General features: G+C 46.1%; 22 protein-coding genes and 1 tRNA gene. 19 read left to right on the top strand and 4 right to left on the bottom strand.

The window, feature by feature from the left end:
• Positions 1–20 precede the first annotated feature (20 nt).
• The 7 genes from tolB to THICY_RS05165 all read left to right on the top strand — a co-directional run bounded on the left by tolB (position 21) and on the right by THICY_RS05165 (position 6,650).
• On the top strand, positions 21–1,349 hold the full coding sequence (gene tolB, locus THICY_RS05195; protein WP_013835561.1) for a Tol-Pal system beta propeller repeat protein TolB: 1,329 nt from the start codon (positions 21–23) through the stop codon (positions 1,347–1,349).
• A 42-nt stretch (positions 1,350–1,391) separates the two neighbouring features.
• The gene (locus THICY_RS05190; protein WP_013835560.1) at positions 1,392–1,964 is read left to right on the top strand and encodes an OmpA family protein; all 573 of its coding nucleotides are present in this window, start codon (positions 1,392–1,394) and stop codon (positions 1,962–1,964) included.
• A gap of 8 nt (positions 1,965–1,972) precedes the next feature.
• On the top strand, positions 1,973–2,722 hold the full coding sequence (gene ybgF, locus THICY_RS05185) for a tol-pal system protein YbgF (protein ID WP_013835559.1): 750 nt from the start codon (positions 1,973–1,975) through the stop codon (positions 2,720–2,722).
• Positions 2,722–3,396, top strand: coding sequence for a 7-cyano-7-deazaguanine synthase QueC (gene queC / locus THICY_RS05180; protein ID WP_013835558.1), 675 nt, complete (start codon positions 2,722–2,724; stop codon positions 3,394–3,396). The genes ybgF and queC overlap by 1 nt, the downstream gene beginning before the upstream one ends.
• A 74-nt stretch (positions 3,397–3,470) precedes the next feature.
• Positions 3,471–3,546: transfer RNA gene (locus THICY_RS05175), tRNA-Lys, on the top strand.
• Positions 3,547–3,666: 120 nt separating this feature from the next.
• On the top strand, positions 3,667–5,145 hold the full coding sequence (locus THICY_RS05170) for a sodium:solute symporter family protein (protein ID WP_013835557.1): 1,479 nt from the start codon (positions 3,667–3,669) through the stop codon (positions 5,143–5,145).
• Entirely contained in the window at positions 5,142–6,650 is a 1,509-nt protein-coding gene (locus THICY_RS05165; protein WP_013835556.1) for a 3'-5' exonuclease, read from the top strand. Before THICY_RS05170 ends, THICY_RS05165 begins: the two co-directional genes overlap by 4 nt.
• On the opposite strand, the gene ygfZ is transcribed toward THICY_RS05165, so the two are convergent.
• From ygfZ to msrA, 4 genes are all read right to left on the bottom strand, one after another.
• Positions 6,647–7,720 carry a CAF17-like 4Fe-4S cluster assembly/insertion protein YgfZ gene (gene ygfZ / locus THICY_RS05160; protein ID WP_013835555.1) on the bottom strand — a complete coding sequence of 358 codons (1,074 nt, stop codon included), beginning with the start codon at positions 7,718–7,720 and terminating at the stop codon, positions 6,647–6,649. The two genes, THICY_RS05165 and ygfZ, sit on opposite strands and share 4 nt — an antisense overlap.
• Positions 7,721–7,886: 166 nt before the next feature.
• Complete coding sequence (locus THICY_RS05155) at positions 7,887–9,308, bottom strand: protein adenylyltransferase SelO (protein ID WP_013835554.1); 1,422 nt, start codon at positions 9,306–9,308, stop codon at positions 7,887–7,889.
• A 28-nt stretch (positions 9,309–9,336) separates the two neighbouring features.
• Entirely contained in the window at positions 9,337–9,951 is a 615-nt protein-coding gene (locus tag THICY_RS05150; protein WP_013835553.1) for a LysE family translocator, read from the bottom strand.
• A complete protein-coding gene (gene msrA / locus THICY_RS05145; protein ID WP_013835552.1) occupies positions 9,941–11,101 on the bottom strand; it encodes a peptide-methionine (S)-S-oxide reductase MsrA in 1,161 nt (386 codons plus the stop codon). The genes THICY_RS05150 and msrA overlap by 11 nt, the downstream gene beginning before the upstream one ends.
• Positions 11,102–11,532: 431 nt before the next feature.
• Here msrA and THICY_RS05140 point away from each other — a divergent pair, with 431 nt between their 5' ends.
• From THICY_RS05140 to gspN, 12 genes are read left to right on the top strand one after another with little or no spacing between them, the layout of a single operon-like run.
• Positions 11,533–12,330, top strand: a complete 798-nt coding sequence (locus THICY_RS05140; protein WP_157862725.1) for a type II secretion system protein N — start codon at positions 11,533–11,535, stop codon at positions 12,328–12,330.
• Between the two features lie 24 nt (positions 12,331–12,354).
• Entirely contained in the window at positions 12,355–14,439 is a 2,085-nt protein-coding gene (gene gspD, locus THICY_RS05135; protein WP_013835550.1) for a type II secretion system secretin GspD, read from the top strand.
• Between the two features lie 2 nt (positions 14,440–14,441).
• The gene (gene gspE / locus THICY_RS05130; protein ID WP_013835549.1) at positions 14,442–15,884 is read left to right on the top strand and encodes a type II secretion system ATPase GspE; all 1,443 of its coding nucleotides are present in this window, start codon (positions 14,442–14,444) and stop codon (positions 15,882–15,884) included.
• A gap of 1 nt (position 15,885) precedes the next feature.
• Positions 15,886–17,127 (top strand): type II secretion system inner membrane protein GspF, encoded by a 1,242-nt coding sequence (gene gspF, locus THICY_RS05125; protein WP_013835548.1) that lies wholly within the window; start codon positions 15,886–15,888, stop codon positions 17,125–17,127.
• An 8-nt stretch (positions 17,128–17,135) separates the two neighbouring features.
• A complete protein-coding gene (gene gspG / locus THICY_RS05120) occupies positions 17,136–17,573 on the top strand; it encodes a type II secretion system major pseudopilin GspG (protein WP_013835547.1) in 438 nt (145 codons plus the stop codon).
• 3 nt (positions 17,574–17,576) lie between these two features.
• The gene (locus THICY_RS05115; RefSeq protein WP_013835546.1) at positions 17,577–18,050 is read left to right on the top strand and encodes a prepilin-type N-terminal cleavage/methylation domain-containing protein; all 474 of its coding nucleotides are present in this window, start codon (positions 17,577–17,579) and stop codon (positions 18,048–18,050) included.
• A complete protein-coding gene (gene gspI / locus THICY_RS08615; RefSeq protein ID WP_049778963.1) occupies positions 18,034–18,408 on the top strand; it encodes a type II secretion system minor pseudopilin GspI in 375 nt (124 codons plus the stop codon). Before THICY_RS05115 ends, gspI begins: the two co-directional genes overlap by 17 nt.
• A complete protein-coding gene (gspJ, locus tag THICY_RS05105) occupies positions 18,405–19,028 on the top strand; it encodes a type II secretion system minor pseudopilin GspJ (protein WP_013835544.1) in 624 nt (207 codons plus the stop codon). Before gspI ends, gspJ begins: the two co-directional genes overlap by 4 nt.
• Positions 19,015–19,974, top strand: a complete 960-nt coding sequence (gene gspK, locus THICY_RS05100) for a type II secretion system minor pseudopilin GspK (RefSeq protein ID WP_013835543.1) — start codon at positions 19,015–19,017, stop codon at positions 19,972–19,974. Before gspJ ends, gspK begins: the two co-directional genes overlap by 14 nt.
• Positions 19,967–21,064: a type II secretion system protein GspL gene (gene gspL, locus THICY_RS05095; RefSeq protein WP_013835542.1), complete on the top strand. Its 1,098-nt coding sequence runs from the start codon at positions 19,967–19,969 to the stop codon at positions 21,062–21,064. The genes gspK and gspL overlap by 8 nt, the downstream gene beginning before the upstream one ends.
• Complete coding sequence (gene gspM / locus THICY_RS05090) at positions 21,048–21,560, top strand: type II secretion system protein GspM (RefSeq protein ID WP_013835541.1); 513 nt, start codon at positions 21,048–21,050, stop codon at positions 21,558–21,560. Before gspL ends, gspM begins: the two co-directional genes overlap by 17 nt.
• A complete protein-coding gene (gene gspN / locus THICY_RS05085; RefSeq protein WP_013835540.1) occupies positions 21,557–22,339 on the top strand; it encodes a type II secretion system protein N in 783 nt (260 codons plus the stop codon). The genes gspM and gspN overlap by 4 nt, the downstream gene beginning before the upstream one ends.
• Positions 22,340–22,360 lie beyond the last annotated feature (21 nt).

Below are 22,360 nucleotides of genomic sequence, written 5' to 3'. Positions count from 1 at the left end.
TAATTGAGAAGGATAAGATTATGCGTTTTAGCGCAATTCAACATATTTTTGCACGTTGTTCAGCAGGTCTGGTTTTTGTATTTGCCAGTCAGTTTGTGCAAGCGAATTTGGTCATTGAAATTACCGAAGGTTTCGAGAATGCCATTCCTATAGCGGTGGTACCATTCAATGTCGAGGGACGCGGTGCTGCACCACAGGATGTCGGTGAAATTATTCAGAACAATATGCGTCGTAGTGGTCGCTTTGCGCCTGTCGCCACCAATCGTTTGCCACAACGTCCTGTCACAATGGATAGCGTTATTTTTGAACAATGGCAGCGACTTGATGTCGATCATTTAATTATGGGTCAGTTAAGTCTTCGTCCTGATGGAAGCTATGATATTGATGTTCGTCTTGTCGATGTACTTCGTCGTCAACAGGTCCTTGCAAAACGCTATCAGCAAATCCCTGCGAATCGTCTGCGCCAAGCGGCGCATCAAATTTCAGACGAACTCTATTACGAATTGACGGGTGTTTGGGGGGCATTTAATACCCGTTTAGCCTATGTGACCGTTCGTGAACAGGGTAATGAACGTAATTATTCGCTTGATGTATCGGATTCCGATGGACATAACCCAAGAACAATTTTACGTAGTCGAATGCCGATTATGTCGCCACGTTGGTCACCGAATGGTCAGCAAATTGCATATGTTTCTTTTGAGGCTGGGCGCTCAATTATTGTGTTACAAAGTCTTGACGGCAGTCAGCGAGAGGTTCTAGCAGAATTCAGAGGTATTAATAGTACACCTGTTTGGTCACCAGATAGTCAGCAGATGGCGATGACCCTGTCTAAAGATGGTAGTGCGAATCTTTACATTATGAATTTAGCGACGCGTCAATTACGCCAAGTAACCAATCATCCTGCTATTGATACTGAACCGAGCTGGAGTCCAGAAGGCGATGCTATTTTTTTCAACTCGGATCGTCGTGGTCAACCTCAAATTTTTAAATTGGATTTAGCCACGAATGTTGTGACGCGGGTTTCTTTTGAAGGGCGCTACAATGCCAGTCCTATGATGTCGCCCAATGGCCGTTATTTGGCTATGGTTCATGCGAATAATGGTTTCAATATTGGTATTATGGACATGAATAGTGGTGACTTTAGACAGGTAACCCGTACCAGTCTTGCCGAGTCACCCAGTTTCGCTCCCAATAGTGATATGTTGGTCTATGCAACGAATAACCGTGGTCGTGGCGAATTAGCAGTGATTTCAGTGGATGGGCGTGCGGCACAAGTGTTAAGAGTTCAAGATGGTCAAGTTCGGGAGCCGGCATGGGGTCCTTACCTGACGCCGCCAAGAATGCGTTAATAATTTATCTTTCTCCTTCTTTATTAATAGGGATCAACCAACATGAATAGCGTAAAAATTTCCTTGATTTCCGTGTTAGCTTTCACCATCGTAGCTTGTAGTAGCTTGCCACAAGTCGATTTGTCTGATGAAGTATCCTCCGTTGCAGATGATCGAAGAGGTGGCGGTGGTCTGCTAGAAAACCGTGGTATTGAGGTTGTTCCGTTAGAGGGGGAAACCGGTTTCGAAGCATTGGATTTGACTGATGATCAGTTACGAGACAGGCTGGCGGATGAAATAACCGCTGAAATGGAGCCCATTATTTATTTTGGATTTGATCAGTATTCTGTTGATGATGCTTCATTGAATGTACTTCGCCACTACGCGGATGTATTACTAGATAATCCAAGTTTAACGGTAAAACTTGAAGGTCATACGGATGAAAGAGGCAGCCCAGCTTACAACCTAGCTTTAGGCGAGCGTCGTGCGATTGCTGTGCTTGATGTCATGAAAGCCTATGGCATTGCTGAAAATAGAATGATGGCAATTTCATTTGGTGAAGAACGCCCTGCGGTATTAGGACAAAGCGAAGAAGCTTACTTAATGAACCGTCGCGTTGAGTTGAATTTTAGATAGGAGTTGCTATGCGCAAGTGGTTTGGAGTAATGGCATTGAGTTTAATGGGGTCTAGCCTCGTCAGCGCACAAACGCTCGAGCAGCGGGTGGATCGATTAGAAGGGATTGCCAGTAATCCAGTAACTATTCAGTTAGGACAGCGTCTGGATTTTCAAGCCAATGAATTAGCACAAATTCAAGATCGGCTGGATAGGCTGCTCTTCCAAAATCAGCAATTACAATCGCAACTAGAACAATATATACAACAGTCTAGTCAGCGTATAGCACAGTTAGAGGCGCAGTTACAATCTCAGTCGGTTGACTTAACCTTTGTGCCAGATGCCGCAGGTGAGGACGCGGCACAAGAATTATTGATTATCGAATCAGCCCCATCATCTAATGCGCAATCATCTTATGATGCGGCCTTCCAGTTATTAGGAGCAGGCGAGTACGGTGCTGCGCAGCAAGCATTTGAAGCATTTATAAGTCATTATCCCGACGAAACCTTAACCGCTGATGCTTATTATTGGTTAGGTGAAGCACGATTGATTCAACAGGATTTTGGCCAGGCATTTGAAGCATTCCAAGTTATTATTAATGAGTTTGAAGATCATGTGCGTTTTGAAAATGCGTTATTGCGTGGGGCTGATAGTTTGGTTGGTTTTAATGATATTGATCAGGCCGAGGTGTTGTACCAACAATTAATTGATCTCTTCCCGAATGGTCGTGCGGCAAAAAGCGCGCAAGAGCGATTGAATCGCTTGCGAGCATTAAACTGATGAAGCAGGCGGTTATTTTATTATCTGGTGGTTTGGATTCCGTTACGCTGTTAGCCTTGGCAAAACAGGAAGGGTATGATTGTCATACCTTGAGCTTTGCTTATGGTCAGCGCCATACTGCTGAACTTCTGGCTGCAGCGCAGTTATCCGCTCATTATGGCGCTAAATCACATCGTGTGGTCCAAATAGATTTAGCAAGTATTGGCGGGTCAGCACTCACCGACCATAGTTTGGTTGTACCAGTGGATGGTGTTGAAGATCATATTCCCATTACCTATGTACCAGCGCGTAACACCATTTTTTTAGCCTATGCCTTAGGTGTTTGTGAAGTCTTAGAAGCGCAGGCATTATTTGTAGGGGTTAATGCGGTTGATTATTCGGGTTACCCAGATTGTCGTCCGGAATTTATTGCCGCTTTTCAAACCTTAGCAAATTTAGCGACAAAAGCGGGTGTTGAAGGCCGCGGTGTTGAAGTTAAAACACCATTAATTGCAATGTCAAAAGCTGAGATTATACAACTGGGCGTAAGACTTGGTGTTGATTATAGTCAAACTGTATCCTGCTATAGTGCTGATGAGCAAGGCCGTGCTTGTGGTTTATGTGATTCCTGCCGTTTGCGTAAACAAGGATTTGAACAAGCAGGCCTGGTTGATCCTACGCGTTATCAAGTCTAAAAAAATGTCATAAAAAATTAAGAAAAGGCTTGCGCTTCCTGAGGTGGAATGTATAATACGCCCCATATCAACGAGGGTCGTTAGCTCAGTTGGTAGAGCAGTTGGCTTTTAACCAATTGGTCGTGCGTTCGAGTCGCACACGACCCACCACATTTAAAAACCCCATCATGTTTGATGGGGTTTTTTTTTGCTTTAAATTGTCATTTTTTTGTTATATTTCACACTTAGGCCGGACTTCCGTTTTCAGCAAGATTCTGAGGGCATAAACCCATGTTAATTACCTTTACGGCGTTGTATTTATTTGTAGCTATTGTGATAGGTTTGCTAGCGGCAACAAAAGTAAAAAATATGGGAGACTATGTGTCGGCCGGTCGGAGTTTGCCGATTTGGATGGTGACAGCGATGGTCTTTGCGATCTGGTTTGGCGCCGAGACTGTATTGGGTGTGCCCGCTGAATTTTTACAGGATGGACTAGGCGGCATTATAGCTGACCCCTTTGGCGCGGCTCTGTGTCTGGTTTTGTTTGGCGTGTTTTTAGCCCGAAAACTCTATCGTATGAATTTATTAACCTTGGGTGATTTTTACCGTATTCGCTTTAATCGCAATGTTGAATTAATAGCATCAGTCGCGATTGCGGTATCCTATTTGGGCTGGGTATCGGCGCAAATTATGGCACTGGGGATTGTGTTTAATGTGTTGTCTGATGGTTCTATTAGCGTGTTCAATGGGATTTTGATTGGTACTGGCGTGGTGCTGATTTATACCTTGTTTGGTGGTATGTGGTCTGTAGCGGTGACAACATTTGTGCAAATGATTGTGATCGTGCTAGGTTTGTTGTTTATTGCCTGGTATCTATCAGGCATGACCGGCGGGATTATGCCAGTTATCGAGCATGCCTCTCAAGCAGAACGCTTTATTTTTATGCCGGATCTTAATACCATCGCGATGTTAGCCTTTATGTCAGCACTGCTGACCATGGGCTTGGGTTCGATTGCACAACAAGACGTATTTCAGCGCGCTAACACGGCTAAGAATGAATCTATCGCTGCTTGGGGTACCATTAATGGCGGTCTTATATATTTGGTGTTTGCGGCTGTGCCAATTTTCTTGGGTTATTCGGCGTTTTTAATCAATCCAGATTTGGTTAATCACTTTATGGCCATTGACGCTCAATTGGTTTTGCCCTATTTAGTCAAAGAGCATTTGCCTCTCTATGCTCAGGTCATTTTTTATGGCGCACTATTGTCGGTGATTATGTCGACCGCATCGGCGACCATGTTGGCACCTTCAGTCATCATTTCGGAAAACATCCTTAAGGATTTTATAAAGGGAATTAGTGACCGTTATTTGTTGATGCTCACTCGAGGTGTGGTGGTGGCTTTTGCCTTGCTGGTCGCTATTTATACGCTCTGGTCACTGGAGCAAGAAACCTCCATTCATAAAATGGTCGAGAATGCTTACAAAGTCACGCTGGTGGTTGCTTTTGTACCATTGGTGGCAGGTCTGTATTGGAAAAAAGCCAGCAATGGTGGCGCTTTGCTAGGCATCGGTTTAGGTGTGGTCACCTGGTTGAGTCTTGAATATCTTTTCCCAGGGTTAGAAGAGAGCTTACCCGCGCACTTTATTGGCTTCTTTATGGCGATTGCAGGGATGATTATTGGCTCTTATGTGTGGCCAAAAAAGCAAACACCTGATTTTGAAACAGCGTCCGAAAATACGGGGCCATTTAGCCCAGCACAGCCTGGATGAGTCGATATCAGGTAGCAGGATTTGATGCCACAGCCGAACAAGTGGCGATTATAGATGCGGCGATTGCCGGTGAGAGTTTTGCGGTGCCAGCCTTTGCCGGCACCAGTAAAACGGCCACTTTGAATGCGATAGCACAGCAACAGCCATTTAAAAAAGCCCTTTATTTGGCGTTTAATAAAGCCATTGCCCAAGAGGCGAATGCCTTATTTCCGAATTGGGTGGAATGTCGAACCGCGCATAGCTTAGCCTATCGTTATGTGGTGCAACCGAGTCAGGCTATGATGCAAAAGCTTCGTGCGGGTGGCGGTTTCATACCGTTTCAAGATATTGAAGCCTATGCTGAGAAAACGCCCAATTGGCCAACTCTTGGTCGTAGTCGCTTTCAAATCAATCTCGCCATTAGTGAAACCCTCACTGGATTTTGTAATTCGGCAGATGCCGAACCGGATGCCAGTCATTTACCGGAACCCTTGCAGGACTGGTTACACAGTCTTAAGCCCCACGAGCAAAGCGCCTTTTTAATGCCACTATTGGCCAGTGTGCATGCCTTGGCGCAGGCTATGTTCGATGAAAACCACCCCTGTGCGATTACCCACGATGGTTATTTAAAGTTGTTTCAATTGCGCCAACCCCAACTCAATTATCAGCTGGTCTTCTTAGACGAGGCACAGGATACCAATCAGGTACTAAAAGCCCTGTTAAATCGCCAGTCGGCTCAAAAAATTTGGGTGGGTGACAAGCATCAACAAATCTATTCGTGGCGTCGTGCCAGTGCCAGTTTATTGGGTGAACCCAAACAGCAGTATCCGCTAACCCAGTCGTTTCGATTTGGACAGCATATCGCCCAGTTAGCTAATTTATTGTTGCAGCAAACGGGTGAGCAGCGAGTGGTTAAGGGTTTGGCCAAAGACTATCCGATTAATACCCAGTTTGATCCCTATGCGCCATACACGGTGTTGTGTCGAACCAATGCCAAGGTCTTTGAAGTGGCGGAGTTTTGCATTGAACGTAAGATTACCTTTGAAATAAACGGTGGACTGGACCAGGTCGCCAAGCTGATTGAGTCAGCGTATGCGCTGTATAAAGGCAAGTTAGCGCAGGTTAAGGTCAGTGATTTGGCGATTTTTACCAGTTGGCAAGAATTTACTCAGGTGGCTGACGAGGCGCAAAAAAATGAATGGAAGCACATTATTAAATTTGTTGAAGCCCATCGTGATCAAACCCTGGCTAGAATTGCTCGCCTGCATCGGCATTGTGCTTCAGGCTCACAACAGATTTCGCAGGTTTTTATTAGTACGGTGCATAAAGCGAAAGGCCTTGGGTTTGAACAAGTGGTTCTAGCGTCTGATTTTGAAGCACCTGAAGCGGATGCCAATGATTATATTGAACAGTTGAATGTGCTGTATGTAGCGATTACGCGTGCTAAAAAAGTATTGAAGTTACCCAAAGCCCTCAACCAATTTTTTGATCAATTGGCTGAAAAACCTGCTAACAAACCCGGCTAGTCTTCAACCGAAACTAGCGGGTAGGGATGGGGTTCGATAGTTACCAGGCCTGTTTCCGGACTTTGTAGTTGACCTACGGCGGCTTCTAAAGACTTCACAGTAGCGACAGCCAAAACTTGGGTCCCAGCAAAAATATCCGCTGTTGCCGAGACGACGTCAAACTTATGTTTTTTACCATTGGCATCCATTAAACTCAACTCAGAGCCAGGTTCTAAATCCACAGATTGAGTCAGCTTTAAGCGGAACATACGCTTACTGGGTTGGCTACGGTAATGTAGGCGAGCGATAATTTCTTGACCGGGAAAACAGCCTTTTTTGAAGTTAATTTGATCGAGTTTATCCAAGTTTATAAATTGGGCGATAAATTGTCCGGAAGTTAGAGCATTGACACTGGGAAAACCGGCCAGAATTTTTAACAAGCGCCAGTCCTGAGCATTGGTGGCTTCTCCGTTGCGTTTGAGCGCTTCCCAAGCTTTTTGTGCCGTGGTAACTGGGGCAAAAATTTCATAGCTGTGATAGGGGCCGGGCACCTTAATCAAAGTTAAGTCTGTAAAACTTTCATCCTTCGCTTGCGCAGTGGCAAGTGAGTTCTTCACTTTCACATCTAAGCGGCGTTGAATTTCTAAATCGGCAAATTGCCCTGCGTAGCCGATTTTAATCCAGTCTTGGCTAACATCGGTCAGGGTTACTTTAGAACGCATGATAAACATTTGTAAGCGTTTTTGAACGGCGTCTTTTAAGCTGCCATCAAAACTCAAATAATAGGCGTCGGCCATTTTAAACACGAGCATTAGCGCTAAAACCTGCCCCTTTGGGTCACAGTAGGCGCTGTAGCAGGCATTTTCTTCGGTAACGGTTTTTATATCATTAGTGAGTTGACCATTCAAAAAACTGAGCGCTTCCTCACCGCGTACTTCTAGTAGGGCGTCATGAGCAAGGCTAGTTAGCGCGGGGCCATGTGTTAGGATCGTGCGTTCTAGTTCAGGAAATTGCAGTGCTGTAATAGCACCTTCTTTATTGAGCACGGCATGTTGTTCATTTAAAAAAGTTTTCCAGTCATTATTGATCATTTGTGTTCTCTATTTGCTAGTGTTGGTACTCATTGAATTATTATAACGTTACATGGGTTTAACGACCATGACTGATGCGCACCAGCATGACAAAATGATTGTTTATTAGCCCTAAAAAAGTGAATAGCAGAAGGGCTCCTCAACCCAGTATCGATGGTGTCAATTTTTAAGACGAACAACTTAATCGTAAGCCTTTTTGGTTAAGTTTTGGGCGCTCAGTATAAGTCAGCCATTCTGCTGAAATGTCAAACGGGTTTTGCAAGGCTTTACGTAATTGGTCTACCCAAGCACTATCGCCAGCTTCGGCACGCTCAATCGCTTCTTGCGCAATATGGTTGCGTAAAACCAGTTGTGGGTTTTTATTTAAAATCAATATCTTGCGGGTATGTTCTGAAATTGATTCTAAGTCAAGTCGTGCTTGATAAGTTAGCCACCAGGCCTGGTAATCTTTGAGTTTGCTGGCAAATTGTGCGTCTAGCGGCAGGGCTAATTCTCGCCATGTACAACTCCAATCGAGAGCATGTTTATCCATCAAAATAATCAACTCGGCCACCAATTCCTTATCTTTAGCATTCTCGCTGACCAACCCAAGTTTATGCCGCATGAGAGTTATGTAATGCTGGTTATAGGTGGTGACATAGTTGTTAATAATGGCCTCACGGGTGCTTGTTTCTGGAATTAAATCGGCAAAACTCGCCGCTAAAACCTGGCAATTCCATAATCCGATTTGTGGTTGCTCGTTGTAGGCATAGCGTCCCGCCTGGTCGGAGTGGTTGCAAATATAAGCTATCTGACAATCATCTAAAAATGCATAAGGGCCATAATCAAAGGTTTCGCCTAGGATAGAAAAATTATCGGTATTCATGACGCCATGATTAAAACCAACACTTTGCCATTGCGCGATCATCTTTGCTGTTCTAGTTACGATTTCAGTGAGTAAGGCCGCATAGGGTTCAGCTGTGTCTGCAAGATTCGAAAAATGCTGTTCAATCACATGGTCAGCCAGTTGCTTAGAAGCGGCGGGGCCTAATTGTGCGGCCCATTCAAAATGGCCAAAACGAATATGGCTTGGAGTTAAGCGGAGCAAAGCAGCTCGAGGTTCAGCACCTTCTCGCCAAACGGTTTCATCATTACTGACCACCGATAGCGCTCGACTGGTTGGAATTCCTAGGCCGGCCATGGCTTCACTGGCTAAATATTCCCGAATACACGAACGTAAAACGGCGCGACCATCACCGCCGCGAGAAAAGGGCGTGCGACCAGCCCCTTTTAAATGCCAGTCATAGGCGAGACCATTTGCCTGAGAGCCTTGACCAAGTAATAAACCGCGACCGTCACCCAAATCGGGATTATAGTAGCCAAATTGATGACCTGTATATTTTTGAGCAATAGGTGTTAATGAATCATCGAGTTGGCCGCTGGCCAGTTTGAGTAGTTCGGCATCGTTAAAACTTAACCGGTGTTCAACAATCAGCGCATCATTGCGAGCGACCCAATGGGCATTATGCAGAGGTTCCGCTTGGCAGTAACGAAAAAACTGTCCACCCAGTTGGCAGTAGGGCTGTTGAAAAGGGCTGAAGCTTGCCACAATGATTCCTGACTAAATTAGTTGGTTATTAGCTTATTGTAGAGTGAATAAGGGTAATTGCAAGTATAAACAAAACCGTGGCACTGATTCGGTTTAACCAAAGCTGACGCTCTGGGTGTTGTTCAAATAACCATGTTTTTAGTTTTGCAGCCAGGAGGGCATAGGCACCCAGTACCAGGGTTAGAACGCCGCTAATTAAAGCCAACAAAACTATTTGATCATGAAGCGTAAGGGCATCTAAATCAATAAAAACAGGTAAAAAAGCCAAATAAAACAGCACTGGATTGGTCAAGCTGACGGCAATGCCGGCCATAAAATGGCTAACCGAAGCATGACCTTCATCCAGTCTTAAAATGATCGGTCGCCGCCAACTTTGAATACCAAGAACAATCAACACCAAGCTTGCGATCACCATCAAAAGGGTTAGCAGGCCTGGTTGGTTAGCAAGCGTTAGCAGATTTAAGCCGGCCAGGGTTGCCATTAACACGACCAAATCCATGGCAACAATGCCAGCAACCACGAGTAGACCGGCAGTCAGACCAAACTGTAGCGTACGGGTTACGGTCATAATCACCCCGGGTCCGGGTGCGGCCGCAACTAAGGTTAGAGCGATGGATAAGCTCAGCAGTAAATTAAACGTCATGCTTAAACAACAGTACCTGACCGTTAATGCAATAGCGTAAATGGGTGGGTGCAGGGCCATCCTCAAACACATGACCCAAATGGATCCCGGTGCTGGCACTGCGTACTTCGGTTCGAATCATGCCATGTGAGCGATCTTTGACGAGGGTAACGGCATCAGCCACTACGTCAAAGAAACTGGGCCAGCCGGTGCCGCTGTCAAATTTTGTATCACTATGAAATAACGGGACACCGGATAAGGGATCTAAAAACCAGCCACGGCGTTTTTCGGTTAAATAAGGCCCACAAAATGGGCGTTCCGTGCCTTGTGAAAAGGCAATGTAATGTTGTTCTTCGGTTAGCAAATAGTGTCCGAGCCACCGCCAAAACTCCGTATAGGGTGGACTAAACGGGTCAGCAAATTCAGCGCTTGGTCGTCCTTTCTGCTCAAGTTGTAAGGTGAGCGGCGACGCTGATTCTTGCCAGCGTAACTCAAACGGCAAGGGATAGTGTTTTAACACCTCGTTACAAAACTGATCTTCGGCAAAGGCCGTCTGTTGCCCGTAAATAACCAGAGTCCACTCTGGGTAGGGGCGAAATGCTTGGCTGCTAGGGTAGGCAACCCCGGTACCGCCTAAGCCACAATAGCCGTTGGGGTTTTTTTGTAAATAGCGCTGATGGTAAGTTTCTGCCGGTGTGTAGCTCATTAGCAGGGTAATGTCGGTGGTAATTTGAGAGAATCCAGCCGTATCGAGCGCTTGTTGATATGTTTTTCTAGAAGCTTCAGCAATAGGCAGGTCTTGTTCGGTGGCGGTAAAAATAGCACTGCGGTAATTACTGCCGACATCATTGCCTTGGCGGTCGCCTTGAGTTGGGTTATGGCTTTCCCAAAATTGAGCGAGTACCTGTTCAAGGGTTGTTTTTGCCGGGTCAAACCACACCTTAACGACCTCAACATGGTTTTTAAGCTCACTAAGCCCCATGCGGCGCTTGCGTTCATGCGCTAATATAGCTTCGTAGCTGGCATCAATCTCACCATTGGCATAGCCGGATTCGACATCCACAACGCCTGCAAGGCTTAGCATCCGTTTTTCTGCCCCCCAAAAGCAGCCCATGCCCAGTACGACAAAAGGGTAGTTTGCATTTTGACTCATTTTAGTTTGTTGGTTCATGGTTAAAGTCTCCTGTTAAGAGTCTAAATGATCACTATACACGACTCATATAATAGCGTTTTTATTGGTTATGATCTGTTCTAATGTGGAAATCTCAATATGAGACAATAGTAGCTGTTGAAGCTTGAAAGTGAATGTGAGTCAAAAGTGCGCTTAATAAAAAGCGACACTAACGAATTTAAAAAAAGAAGCCGTTATCCTTTGTGAAGGAATAAGGTTAGATATTTCCCGATGCGGCAATTGAACTAGGGCTTATATTGGCGAATAAATACTATCTGGTTTTTGCTTTTTAAAAAGCCTTGCAAAAAATTACGTAATCAAATTTAGGTTTTGCTATGATGTTAATATTTAAAGTAACGTATTTTCCATTGCAAAACTTAATTTTTAAGCCACACTTATTAGCCCGCATTTTAGTAATAGGGTTAACCCCGATGCTTGTCTGGCAAGCAGGGGTGTTAGCGGCTAAGTTTTTAGCAGTGCCCGTTACCCCGCCTTTGCCAGTGATGCAATCATTATCGCTTCAAAAATCCATAGAGTCCCCAATTCCTTTAGGTTTGTGGGGTGAGTCGCCCGCAGTTGCTTCAGCGTCGTTTGTTCCTGTTCAGTCTGAACCGATTATTACCGAAACTCGACTCAATTTTCAGCTGATTGGGGTCATTCGTCAGCAGGATAAACAAGTGGCGATTATTCAAGCTGGTCGCGATGTGCGGGTGTTAGCGGTGGGTGACCAATTGCCAAACAATGTCGCGCTTGCTGAAGTGGGTGCCGATTTTGTGATGTTGCGCAACCAGGGACGACTCGAGCGCTTGTCGATGGTTGATAATGCTATGGGCTTGCTGGAAAAAAGTGTCGAAAATCCAACAGATGCCGAGTCGCCGTTGATCGAGCAAGTTGGTTTAGACGCACAGCAACAAACGCAATTACGACAAGTCAGTCAGCAAGTACGTCAAAGCCCGATGGCGATTGGTCAGTATGTGCGCTTTGAGGGGGTAAAGGAAGGCAGTAACTGGTTAGGTATCCGTATTGCGCCACGTAATCACCCGGATATATTTAGCGCGCTGGGTTTTCGAGAGGGCGATTTGGTGACCAGCATTAACGGCATCACCGTGGCAGAAATGGCTGAAAATCCGACTGTGTGGAATCAGTTTTTACAAGATAGACGGTTTAGTTTAGTGATCAATCGTAATGGGCTAGCCGAAACGATTGAAGTTGATTTAAGTGCCGAATAAGCCAAATAAATGGAGTGAAATCGAGTGTTGAAGTCACAAATAGGGCGATTTAGTTTGTTAGTAGGCCTGTTTATTTGGGCGATGATGATTCCGCGTGTGCAAGCGGCAGAGATTCAACAAAACTTTCGTGATGTGGAGATTGCGAATGTCATTGAAGCCGTAGCAAAAGTGACTGGTCAGAATTTTATTATTGACCCACGTGTCAGAGGTAAGGTGACCTTGATTGCACCACAAGCCATGTCGGGGGATGCCTTATATCAAACCTTGCTGGCGATTTTAAATGTGCACGGTTTTGTAGCGATTCCCAGTGGTGAAGTGATTAAGGTGGTGCCGGTTAATTTAGCGCGAGACCAATTGCCTTATGTGAGCCCGCAGGATGTAGGGGAGGCTTGGGTGACCGAAGTGGTATCAGTGAATCATGTCGAGGCTGCTAAATTGGTTGCCATTTTACGTCCGCTTGTTGCGCGCGAAGGTCATTTAGTGGCACTGGCCGATAGCAATCGATTAATTGTAACGGATACTGTAGATGGCTTGAATCGGATTAAAGCGATTCTAAGACAAATTGATATTAATACTCATGCCGAGTTTGAGGTGATCCGTCCGCAACATGCGCCAGCGGATGAGTTGGTAAGAACCTTGCGCGCGGTTCAAGGTGTTTCTGGTGCGGGTCAAAATGTATTGGGTGCACGGATTAATTTTGATGAACGTTCTAATCGCATCATAGTGTCAGGTGATATTGATGATCGGTTAATGGTGCGCGCCTTAATTGCGGATCTGGATGTACCTTTAAGCCGTGACGGAAGTATCCAGGTAGTGTATTTGCAATATGCTAAAGCGACGGATTTAGTACCCATACTCCAGCAGCTGGCAAGTCAGGAGGGTTTTCGCGGTGGATTGGAAAGCGTAGCTGGTGAGTCAGCCACGAGTGAAGACGCCAGCAGCAGGCCTGCTAATCAGGTCTCGTTTGAAAAATCTATGATGACCAGTGTATCCATTCAAGCTGACGAACGAATGAATGCAATCGTAATGAGCGCGCCTGCCGATATACTGGAGGGCTTGAAAAGTGTTATACGTCAGCTTGATATTCGCCGAGCACAAGTCTTAATAGAAGCGATTATTGTGGAACTGTCTGAGGCGCGTGCGGCACAGTTAGGCGTCGATTGGGCGGCTTTTGGCGCGAGCGGGGTAGGCTTGTTTAACTTATCAGGTAATTTGCCGGGAGTGGCAACGGCCGTGGGTACAGGCAATATCCAAGCCTTGCCGGATGGCTTTCCGGGTCGGGGTGTGACTGCGGCGGTGGGTGAAGTTCGTGGTAACAGCGGCTGGGGTGCCTTAATTAATGCATTGCGTTCTGATACTGGTGCCAATATTTTGTCAACACCGACCTTGTTAACTTTAGATAACGAAAGTGCTGAAATCATTGTGGGTCGAGAGGTTCCGTTTCGAACCGGTAGTTTCACCACCAGCGCAGGTGGCACTAATCCATTTACTACTATTGAACGAAAAAGTGTCGGACTCAAGCTGCGTGTTAAACCGCAGATTAATCAGGGTAATGAAGTTTATCTAGAAATTGAGAATGAAATTTCTGATGTATTGCCTGGTGATACCCCCGATTTGTTACAGACCTCTAAGCGTGAGTTACGGACTAGTGTCATTGTCGGTGATGGAGATACGATTGTGCTGGGCGGTTTGTTGAGTGAGCGGGAAACCGATACACGTAATGAAGTGCCAGGCTTAGGTAGTATTCCCGGTTTGGGCGCGTTATTTCGGAATCAATCCAGCCAGCGTGAAAAAGTGAATTTGATGATTTTTTTACGCCCTGTCATTATTCGTGATCAAACCATGGGAAGTTTCCACAGTCGCCAAAAATATGGGCAGATGCAAGAACAACAGCAAACAATCTTACGTCATAGTCCAAGCGGGTTGCTGGAAGGTCTACGACCGGAATTACCTACTTTAGAGCAATTAGACGATGGCTTGGCGACTTCGTCAGAAAAAGGCGTGATTTCAACCATGCCTAGACGCGACTCTGTGATTGAACAATCGACATCCTCTTCAAGCCGCGCCGTGGAGCGCCGTGATAGCTCGCTTGAAGTATTGGGCTTTTAGGTATGTTGTTGCCGTTCTTGTTTGCGCGCAAAAATCACGTGTTGTTAGAGCAACAGGCTCAGCAAGCCGTGCTGCGCGTGACACAAACAACACCCATGTCAGCGATTATCGAAGCGCAGCGCCTGCAAGAGGCACCTATTTCATTAAAGCAAGTGTCGGAGACGGAATTTGAACGCCAGCTACAGCGCCTTTACGCCCAAGGGGCACAAGATGCAATGGGTGTGGCTGCTGATTTTGATGATGATTTAGACTCACTGGTCGCGCAGGTTGATGAAACGCAGGACCTGCTCGACAACCAGGATGATGCACCAATTATAAAATTACTTAATGCCGTGTTTTCTCAAGCAATTCGCGCCAACGCGTCTGATATTCATATCGAACCTTTTGAGACAGAGTTAAGAATACGTTTTCGGATTGATGGACAACTTAAGACGATGCTTACGCCTAAATCAGGCTTAGCCGGGATGTTGGTGTCACGGATTAAGGTCATGGCCAAGCTCGATATTGCTGAGAAACGCTTGCCACAAGATGGGCGTATAGCCTTAAAACTGGGTGGGCGTGCAGTGGATTTACGGGTGTCAACAATCCCTTCAAATTACGGTGAGCGGGTGGTGATGCGTTTGTTGGATAAGTCAGCGGGATTGTTAGAACTTGTTGACTTAGGTATGCCAAAACAGGTGCTATCGCACATTCGGCAATTGCTGGCGCGGCCACATGGTATTTTTTTGGTCACCGGTCCAACGGGATCAGGCAAAACCACCACTCTCTATGCTGGTTTGTCGCGTTTGAATGATAGCCATCGCAATATCATGACCATTGAAGATCCAGTTGAATACAACATAGCCGGTATTAGTCAAACGCAAGTTAACAGTAAAACCAACATGACTTTTGCCAAAGGGTTACGGGCGATTTTGCGTCAAGATCCTGATGTGGTGATGATTGGTGAAATTCGTGATTTAGAAACTGCTGAAATAGCGGTGCAATCCTCTCTAACTGGGCACCTGGTGCTATCGACTTTACATACCAATACCGCGGTCGGGGCAATGACGCGATTACGCGATATGGGTATAGAGCCGTTTTTATTAGCCTCAAGTCTAACGGGTGTGTTAGCGCAACGTCTGGTTCGTCGATTATGTACGCATTGTAAAGAGTTACATCACGCAGATCCCGCTGAATGTGCGTTGCTCGGGGTGGATAAGGCCGACATTTACCGCGCAAATGGTTGTGAACAATGTAATTACACCGGCTATCAAGGGCGTTTAGGTATTTATGAGTTGATTCTGATTGATGAACCTGTGCAACAGATGATTCATAGCGGAGCTTCGGAATTAGCCATTGAAAAATATGTTCGGCAGCACACTCCATCGTTGCAAAAAACCAGTTTCGAGCGAGTGCTTGCCGGTGAAACTAGTTTAGAAGAAGTGTTACGAGTGACGCAACAATAGTATGCCAGTTTATGAATATCAAGCCATAAGTGCACTAGGTAAAACAAGTAAGGGATTACTTGAGGGCGATTCCGAGCGCCAGGTACGTCAGGCTCTGCGTGATAAAGGTTTGACGCCGTTGCAGTTAACGTCGGTGAATAAGTCAGCTAATAAACGTTTTGCAAATAACACTCCCCAAACCTTGGAGCAGCAGGCCTGGTTAAAGCGTAAAATTTCTATTGCGGATTTATCTTTAGCCACTCGCCAAATTGCAACATTGCTTGAAGCGGGTATGCCGCTTACGGCGGCATTGCAAGGTGTTGCAAAACAGGCCGAAACGAAGTTAATGCAACGATTTTTAACGAGTTTGCATCATCATGTCGCGCAAGGCTATTCATTTGCTCAGGCATTAGCGCAATCGCCCTATTTAGTGGGTAAGGATTATCAAGCGACTATTCATGCCGGTGAGGAGTCAGGGCATTTAGAGGCGGTATTAGGCAGGTTAGCCGATACCATTGAACAGCAAGAGCGATTACAAAAAAAACTCCAAACCGCGCTGATTTATCCGCTGTTAATGGTGATTATTGCCGTAGCGATTGTGTTTTTTTTAATGATTTATGTGGTACCGAAGGTCGTGAGTGTATTTGATAATATGAGTCAAACCTTGCCACCCTTGACGTTAGGACTGCTGGCAGTAAGTGAATTTGTGCAACAGTATAATTGGGTTATGTTAGCAGGCCTGCTGCTGAGTATCCTATTGTTTAAATGGCTAATGACAAAGTCCAGTTGGCAAGCGCGCTGGCACAAGCTGTTGCTCAGATTGCCACTGATAGGGCGTTTTTTAGTCTTCGCAGCGGTCGCAAAATGGGCGCGTACTTTGGGGGTGTTAGTGGCCAGCGGCGTGCCGCTCAAAACAGCGTTGAATATTTCGTCACAAGTCATGACGCTTTTACCTTTAAAGGATAAAGTACTCGAGTTGGAAGAGCAGGTGCGTAAAGGTCAATCGCTCGGACAGGCAATGCAACAGGCGCGGGTTTTTCCAGCCTTGTTGATTAACCTCGTTCAAACCGGTGAAAACTCGGGGCAATTAGATAGTATGTTACTGAAAGGGGCGGGGCACTATGAATACCAAGTTGAAACCAGTTCAGCACGCTTAGTCAGTGTACTTGAGCCTTTATTAATTGTAACCATGGGGGGTGTGGTGCTAACGATTGTGTTGGCCATTATGTTACCCATCTTTGAAATGAATCAAATGCTAGGATGAAAAAGTTGATGCAAGCAAAACGACAAATCAAACCGAAACAAGCAGGTTTTACTTTAATTGAGTTAATGGTGGTGGTGGTCATTTTAGCTATCCTAGCGGCGATTGCCGTGCCCATGTTAATGGATCGACCCGATGAAGCGCGTGCGGTAAAAGCCAAGCAAGATATTAGTGCCATTTCGTCGGCATTACAGCTGTATCGGCTAGATAACTTTCGTTATCCAACAACAGACCAGGGGTTAGAGGCGCTAGTGAGCCAGCCTACAACTGAGCCGGTTCCGCGTAATTGGAAGCCTTATATGGAGCGTTTGCCACAAGATCCTTGGGGGCGCAGTTACTTATATTTAAGCCCCGGTCAGCATGGTGAGTTCGATGTGTTTACCTATGGTGCGAATGGTATTAACGGTGGCGACGGTGCCGATGCCACGATAGGCAATTGGACGCGTTAAGCCTTGAATCGCCAGCAAGGGTTTACGCTCATTGAATTATTAGTCGTAGTGGCGATTATTGCCATCGTGTTAGCGGTAGGGGTAATGTCGTTATCAGGTAGGGATCATCAACAACAGCGTCAGCAATGGGTACAAATTCAGTCGTTAATACAAATGGCCTGTGACCAAGCTGCGTTTCAACAACGTATTTATTTAGTGGCGGTGAATGATAGCGGATTAGAAGCCTACTATCGTCAAAGTGGCGAGTGGCAAAAGGCTGAGTTACACGGCCTGACTTGGCCAGATAACCAGTTAATTAGCTGGGTTGCTGATACTAATTTACAAGCACAATGGCAGATGCCTGCCGAAGGCTGGCTATGTTGGCCGGATGGTTTGGTTACAGCGGGCGAGTTAGCCATTAAGCTAATTTCGGATACTCAGTCCACTGTTGAGGTCTTGCGATGGGATGAAGGATTACGTTTTGAAATACAACCTTAAATCCGTAGCGCCACAACAGGGTTTTAGCTTGATTGAAGTGATGATTGCTTTATTAGTTGTGGCGGTGTCTTTAGCGGCACTGAGTCAAACTTTGGCTACCTTGACACATCAGCAAGCGAGTTTGACAGAGCGGGCTTATGCCGGTTGGGTGGCGCAAAATCGTCTGGTTGAAATTCAGGCGAGTGTGGGTAGTGAGATTGAGCGTCAGCAGGAGGTTGAGTTGCTAGGGGTGACTTGGCAAACCGAGCTGCAATTTGATAGTACGCCGATTCCGGGCATGGTGCGCGCAACTTTGTTAGTTGAGGTTAAAGGTGCGGCAAATCCGGCAGCTAGATTAGTGACGGTGGTTGGGGAGTGAAGCGTGCACTAGTGCGGTCGCAGCAAGGTGGTTTTACGCTCATTGAGCTTCTTATTGCCATCGCCGTGTCTGCGGTGATTGCCTTGTTGGCTTATCAAAGCATTACCAGTGCGGTGCGGGTCAATGAAGCTCACCAAGCACAGCAGAGCGCGCTGAATCAGCTGCAACGTGCCATTTGGTGGCTTGAGCAAGATATTATGCAAATGGCTCCTAGACCGGTTTTGGATGAACTCGGTTCATCGCTTGCGGCCATGCAATTGCAGCCTAATCAGTTAGAATTGACGCGGATTGCACTCTATCCGACCCCGGTATCCTCCGGTGGTTTAGTTCGCGTACGTTATGTTCTGGAGGATGGGCAGTTGGTGCGCCTGAGTTGGGCCGTATTAGATCGAGCGCCAGATAGTCAACCTAGGCGTCAGGTGTTGTTAGATGATGTGGTTGATTTTAAAGTTCGCGTGTTGGACTCGCGTCAAGAATGGCTAGAGTTTTGGCCGGCTATTGATCAATCGTTAGAGACGTTACCAGGCCTGGTTGAGGTGGAGCTAGTACTGAAAAAACAGGGACAATTACGCCGGTTATTGCACGGTGTGGAAGGAATGCCAGCCGATGCGCGTTCGTAATACGCCACAGCAGGGTTTTGCGCTGTTAAGCGTATTAGTGGTAGTAGCATTGGTTGCGGTCATTGCGACCGGTATTCTATATCAGCTTAAATTGGATATTAAGCGTAGTAGTTTTTTACAGCATCAATCACAGGCGATTGTGGTGAGTGCTGGCATCGATGCCTGGGTTAAAAAGGGCTTAGCGTTTGATGCGAGTCAAAACGAGACGGATCATTTAGCGGAAGCTTGGGCGCTGCCTATGTTTCCGATAGGGTTTGAAGGTGGCGAGATAAGCGGTCAGTTATTTGACATGCAGGGGCGTTTTAATCTGAATAACCTTGCTACGGCCGATGAGGTACAACAAAGACGATGGCGTGCCATTTTAGAGCGGCTATTAGGCCAACAAGATTTGTCATCTGACTGGGTCGCGCCACTGATTGATTGGTTGGATGCCGATAATAACCCGATTGCTGGCGGAGCCGAAGCGGATGTGTATTTATTAAAAACACCACCCTATCGTGCCGCCAATCGTATGATGGTGCTGCCCCAAGAGGCGCGACTGTTAGCGGGTATGAGCGATGAGGTATTTGGCACATTATTGCCGCTCTTATCGACATTACCGCAGATAACTACTATCAATGTTAATACGGCGCAACCACAAATATTGCAGGCTTTAGCCGATTTTATGGATGTCACGCTGGTTGATGCTTGGGTTGAATTACGTTTGCTTGAGCCTGCAACGGATACCGCAAGTTTTCGACAATTTATCCAACAGCAGACCGGGCGTGATGACAGTGAGATACAGCAGGTATTGCCCGATAGTGTTATTGGTGTTACTACCGCTTTTTTTAAACTGCAGGGTCAGATTGAATATGGCAGCGCAAGACTGAATGCGCGTGCTTTGTATTATCGTCAAAACCAGCAGGTTAACCTACTACAACGATGGATTGCCCTAGTGGATGAATAGTTATTTTGACTTGAACAACCAGCTGCACAGCATATTACCCCAAAACCCAAGCGCTGAAGCTGCTAACAGCCCGATAATTGTATGGGTGCCAAGTGTGCGGGTAACAATTTTACAGGGTTTTGTACCAGGTAAATCATGTGCGCAATGGCAAGCCGCCCTACCTTATGCGTTTGAAGAACAAATTGCCCAGCCAATTGAGGAAGTGCATTTTGCTTTGATCCAACGTGATAAAGCAGGCCTGGTAACGGTAGCGGTTGTAGCTAAGCAACAGCTGCAACTTTGGATTGATGGCTTAGCGCAAGCAGGACTCGAGCAGGCCTGGTTAGTCCCGGAGTGCTTTCGGTTACCTGTGCCTGATTGGAAATTTAAAGAAGCAGGTGATAGCCAGCAAGCAGGGTATTTTGCGCCTTCTAACATTGAGCCAGAGACTTACATTGCCCGCGCTTCTTTCGGCCTAGGGTTTAGTTTTCCACAAGCCCACTGGTCCGGATTTTTGGCTTTATATCCTAGCCCTATTTTTACACCACAAGACTTGACGGGTGGTGGCAATCCTTGTGACTATGCCCCCTTTAACTTGCGCCAAGGTGATTACGCGCCAAAACGTCATGCAAAAAGTTCTTGGCGAGTTTGGCGGTGGTCAGCGGGGTTGGCGGCGGCTTGGCTGAGTTTACTGCTTGGGCAGATGCTATTGGAAACGCAACAGTCCGTGGTACAAGCGCAGAATATGCAGCAGCAAACAGAATCGCTATTTAGACAAGCGATGCCTGAATCACAGCGAATTGTGAATATTCAGGTACAGACTCAAAGTTTTTTAAATCAATCCAGTGCGCAGGGTGTTGATTTTGCGCCAGTGCAGATCCTTGCGCGTATTGAGCCTTTCATCTTGGCACAGCCAGGGATCCAAACGGGTCGATTTGATTGGCAAAACCAAACCTTAAGCTTGGCATTAACCGCTGGGACTACGGAACAGTTGGATCAGCTATTGATGCAAGTGAATGAGGCGCTTCCCGCGCCTTTACAGGCAAGATTACTGATTCGCCAAGTCGTGGCGGATAAGGTGGAGGCACATTTAAATGTTACCGCTCACTGAATTGAAGCAGGTTATTCAATCGCGTTGGGACGCATTCGCCCCACGTGAGCGTAAGATGATTAAGTTATTAATGTTGGTTTTGGGACTGTTTTTGGTCTATATCTGGCTTTGGCAGCCATTGCATACGAGGCATCAGCAGGCTCTGCAGCAATTACAGGTCGTTCAAGAGCAGTGGAACTGGCTGAATCAGCAACTCCCTGAGATTGCACAAGTGCGAGCGCAGGGCAATACGACCGGACTACAATTGCAAACCCAATCGCAGTTATTAGCCCACTTACAACAAACCCTGCGAAGTGCCAATTTAACCAATCAAATGACAGCGATTCGTCCAGTTAATGATGCTATTCAGATCCAATTTAACCAAGTGGTGGCATCGCAATTGATTGTCTGGATAGCACGTTTAGAATCACAGGGTGTTGTGGCGGATAGTATGCAAATTGAGCCTATTTCAGAAGGGCTGGTTAAAGCCACATTGAACTACAGGGTATCTCAATGAGCTTACGCAGATATTTAGCTCTTTTTTTTGGTTTGTTCGGTGTTTTTGTAGCCAGTTTTTTGGTGAATTTGCCAGCCAGCTTTGGCTTAAAACAACTGCAACCACATTTACCAGCAGGCCTGGTTATCTCTCAAGTAGAGGGGCGTGTTTGGCAGGGCGAAGCGGTTTTGCTGTATCCAAATTTAGAGCCGCTCAAAGTGCATTGGCACGTATCTGCGCGCGATGTGTTTTATGCGTTGATAAAGCAGGCGTTGCCTATGGATATGGTGTTGCAAAATGCCGCTATTCAGAGTGATTTGCGTATCTTGTTATCGTCAGATGAGCTGAATGCGGAAATTGCAACGGCTAGTTTGGCTATCGCCCCTTTGGTCGGTGGCTTATTATATGAATCCGTGCGCCAACAACCGATCTTGAGCGACCTAAGTGGTCAAGTATATATACGAGATGTGCAGATGTCTTTTGATTTGGACAATCAGCAGGCTTGGCCAGCCAATGTGAGCGGGCATGTAGTTCTAACCAATTTAACGATGTTAGGCGCTTCGATTGCACAATTAGATATAGCCTTAAGCCAAGTGCAACAACAAATAAATTTGCAGGTCAATTCGGTTGAAAAAGGCTGGCAATTAGCCGGTACGAGCCTACTGACGCCACCTAATCAATTTGATAATCAATTTGTACTAACAACAGATACGCCCAATCAGTTCCCTGATTGGGCATTAATTATGATGAATCAAGTATCAGCAACGGAAGCCCGTGCCAAGTTGCGCGGGCAGTGGTAATGTATGTTAATTTTGAAGGTT

The sequence above is a fragment of the Thiomicrospira cyclica ALM1 genome, from assembly GCF_000214825.1.
Classification (GTDB): Bacteria; Pseudomonadota; Gammaproteobacteria; order Thiomicrospirales; family Thiomicrospiraceae; genus Thiomicrospira; species Thiomicrospira cyclica.
The sequence above is the reverse complement of the archived record's forward strand: the minus strand, read 5'-3'. Positions and strand labels throughout refer to the sequence as shown.

Bases quoted from the DNA above. Each gene is read 5' to 3' on its own strand.
- tolB (WP_013835561.1), top strand. From the start codon at position 21: ATGCGTTTTAGCGCAATTCAACATATTTTTGCACGTTGTTCAGCAGGT.
- THICY_RS05190 (WP_013835560.1), top strand. From the start codon at position 1,392: ATGAATAGCGTAAAAATTTCCTTGATTTCCGTGTTAGCTTTCACCATC.
- ybgF (WP_013835559.1), top strand. From the start codon at position 1,973: ATGCGCAAGTGGTTTGGAGTAATGGCATTGAGTTTAATGGGGTCTAGC.
- queC (WP_013835558.1), top strand. From the start codon at position 2,722: ATGAAGCAGGCGGTTATTTTATTATCTGGTGGTTTGGATTCCGTTACG.
- THICY_RS05170 (WP_013835557.1), top strand. From the start codon at position 3,667: ATGTTAATTACCTTTACGGCGTTGTATTTATTTGTAGCTATTGTGATA.
- THICY_RS05165 (WP_013835556.1), top strand. From the start codon at position 5,142: ATGAGTCGATATCAGGTAGCAGGATTTGATGCCACAGCCGAACAAGTG.
- ygfZ (WP_013835555.1), bottom strand. From the start codon at position 7,720: ATGATCAATAATGACTGGAAAACTTTTTTAAATGAACAACATGCCGTG.
- THICY_RS05150 (WP_013835553.1), bottom strand. From the start codon at position 9,951: ATGACGTTTAATTTACTGCTGAGCTTATCCATCGCTCTAACCTTAGTT.
- msrA (WP_013835552.1), bottom strand. From the start codon at position 11,101: ATGAACCAACAAACTAAAATGAGTCAAAATGCAAACTACCCTTTTGTC.
- THICY_RS05140 (WP_157862725.1), top strand. From the start codon at position 11,533: ATGCTTGTCTGGCAAGCAGGGGTGTTAGCGGCTAAGTTTTTAGCAGTG.
- gspE (WP_013835549.1), top strand. From the start codon at position 14,442: ATGTTGTTGCCGTTCTTGTTTGCGCGCAAAAATCACGTGTTGTTAGAG.
- gspF (WP_013835548.1), top strand. From the start codon at position 15,886: ATGCCAGTTTATGAATATCAAGCCATAAGTGCACTAGGTAAAACAAGT.
- gspG (WP_013835547.1), top strand. From the start codon at position 17,136: ATGCAAGCAAAACGACAAATCAAACCGAAACAAGCAGGTTTTACTTTA.
- gspK (WP_013835543.1), top strand. From the start codon at position 19,015: ATGCGCGTTCGTAATACGCCACAGCAGGGTTTTGCGCTGTTAAGCGTA.
- gspL (WP_013835542.1), top strand. From the start codon at position 19,967: ATGAATAGTTATTTTGACTTGAACAACCAGCTGCACAGCATATTACCC.
- gspM (WP_013835541.1), top strand. From the start codon at position 21,048: ATGTTACCGCTCACTGAATTGAAGCAGGTTATTCAATCGCGTTGGGAC.
- gspN (WP_013835540.1), top strand. From the start codon at position 21,557: ATGAGCTTACGCAGATATTTAGCTCTTTTTTTTGGTTTGTTCGGTGTT.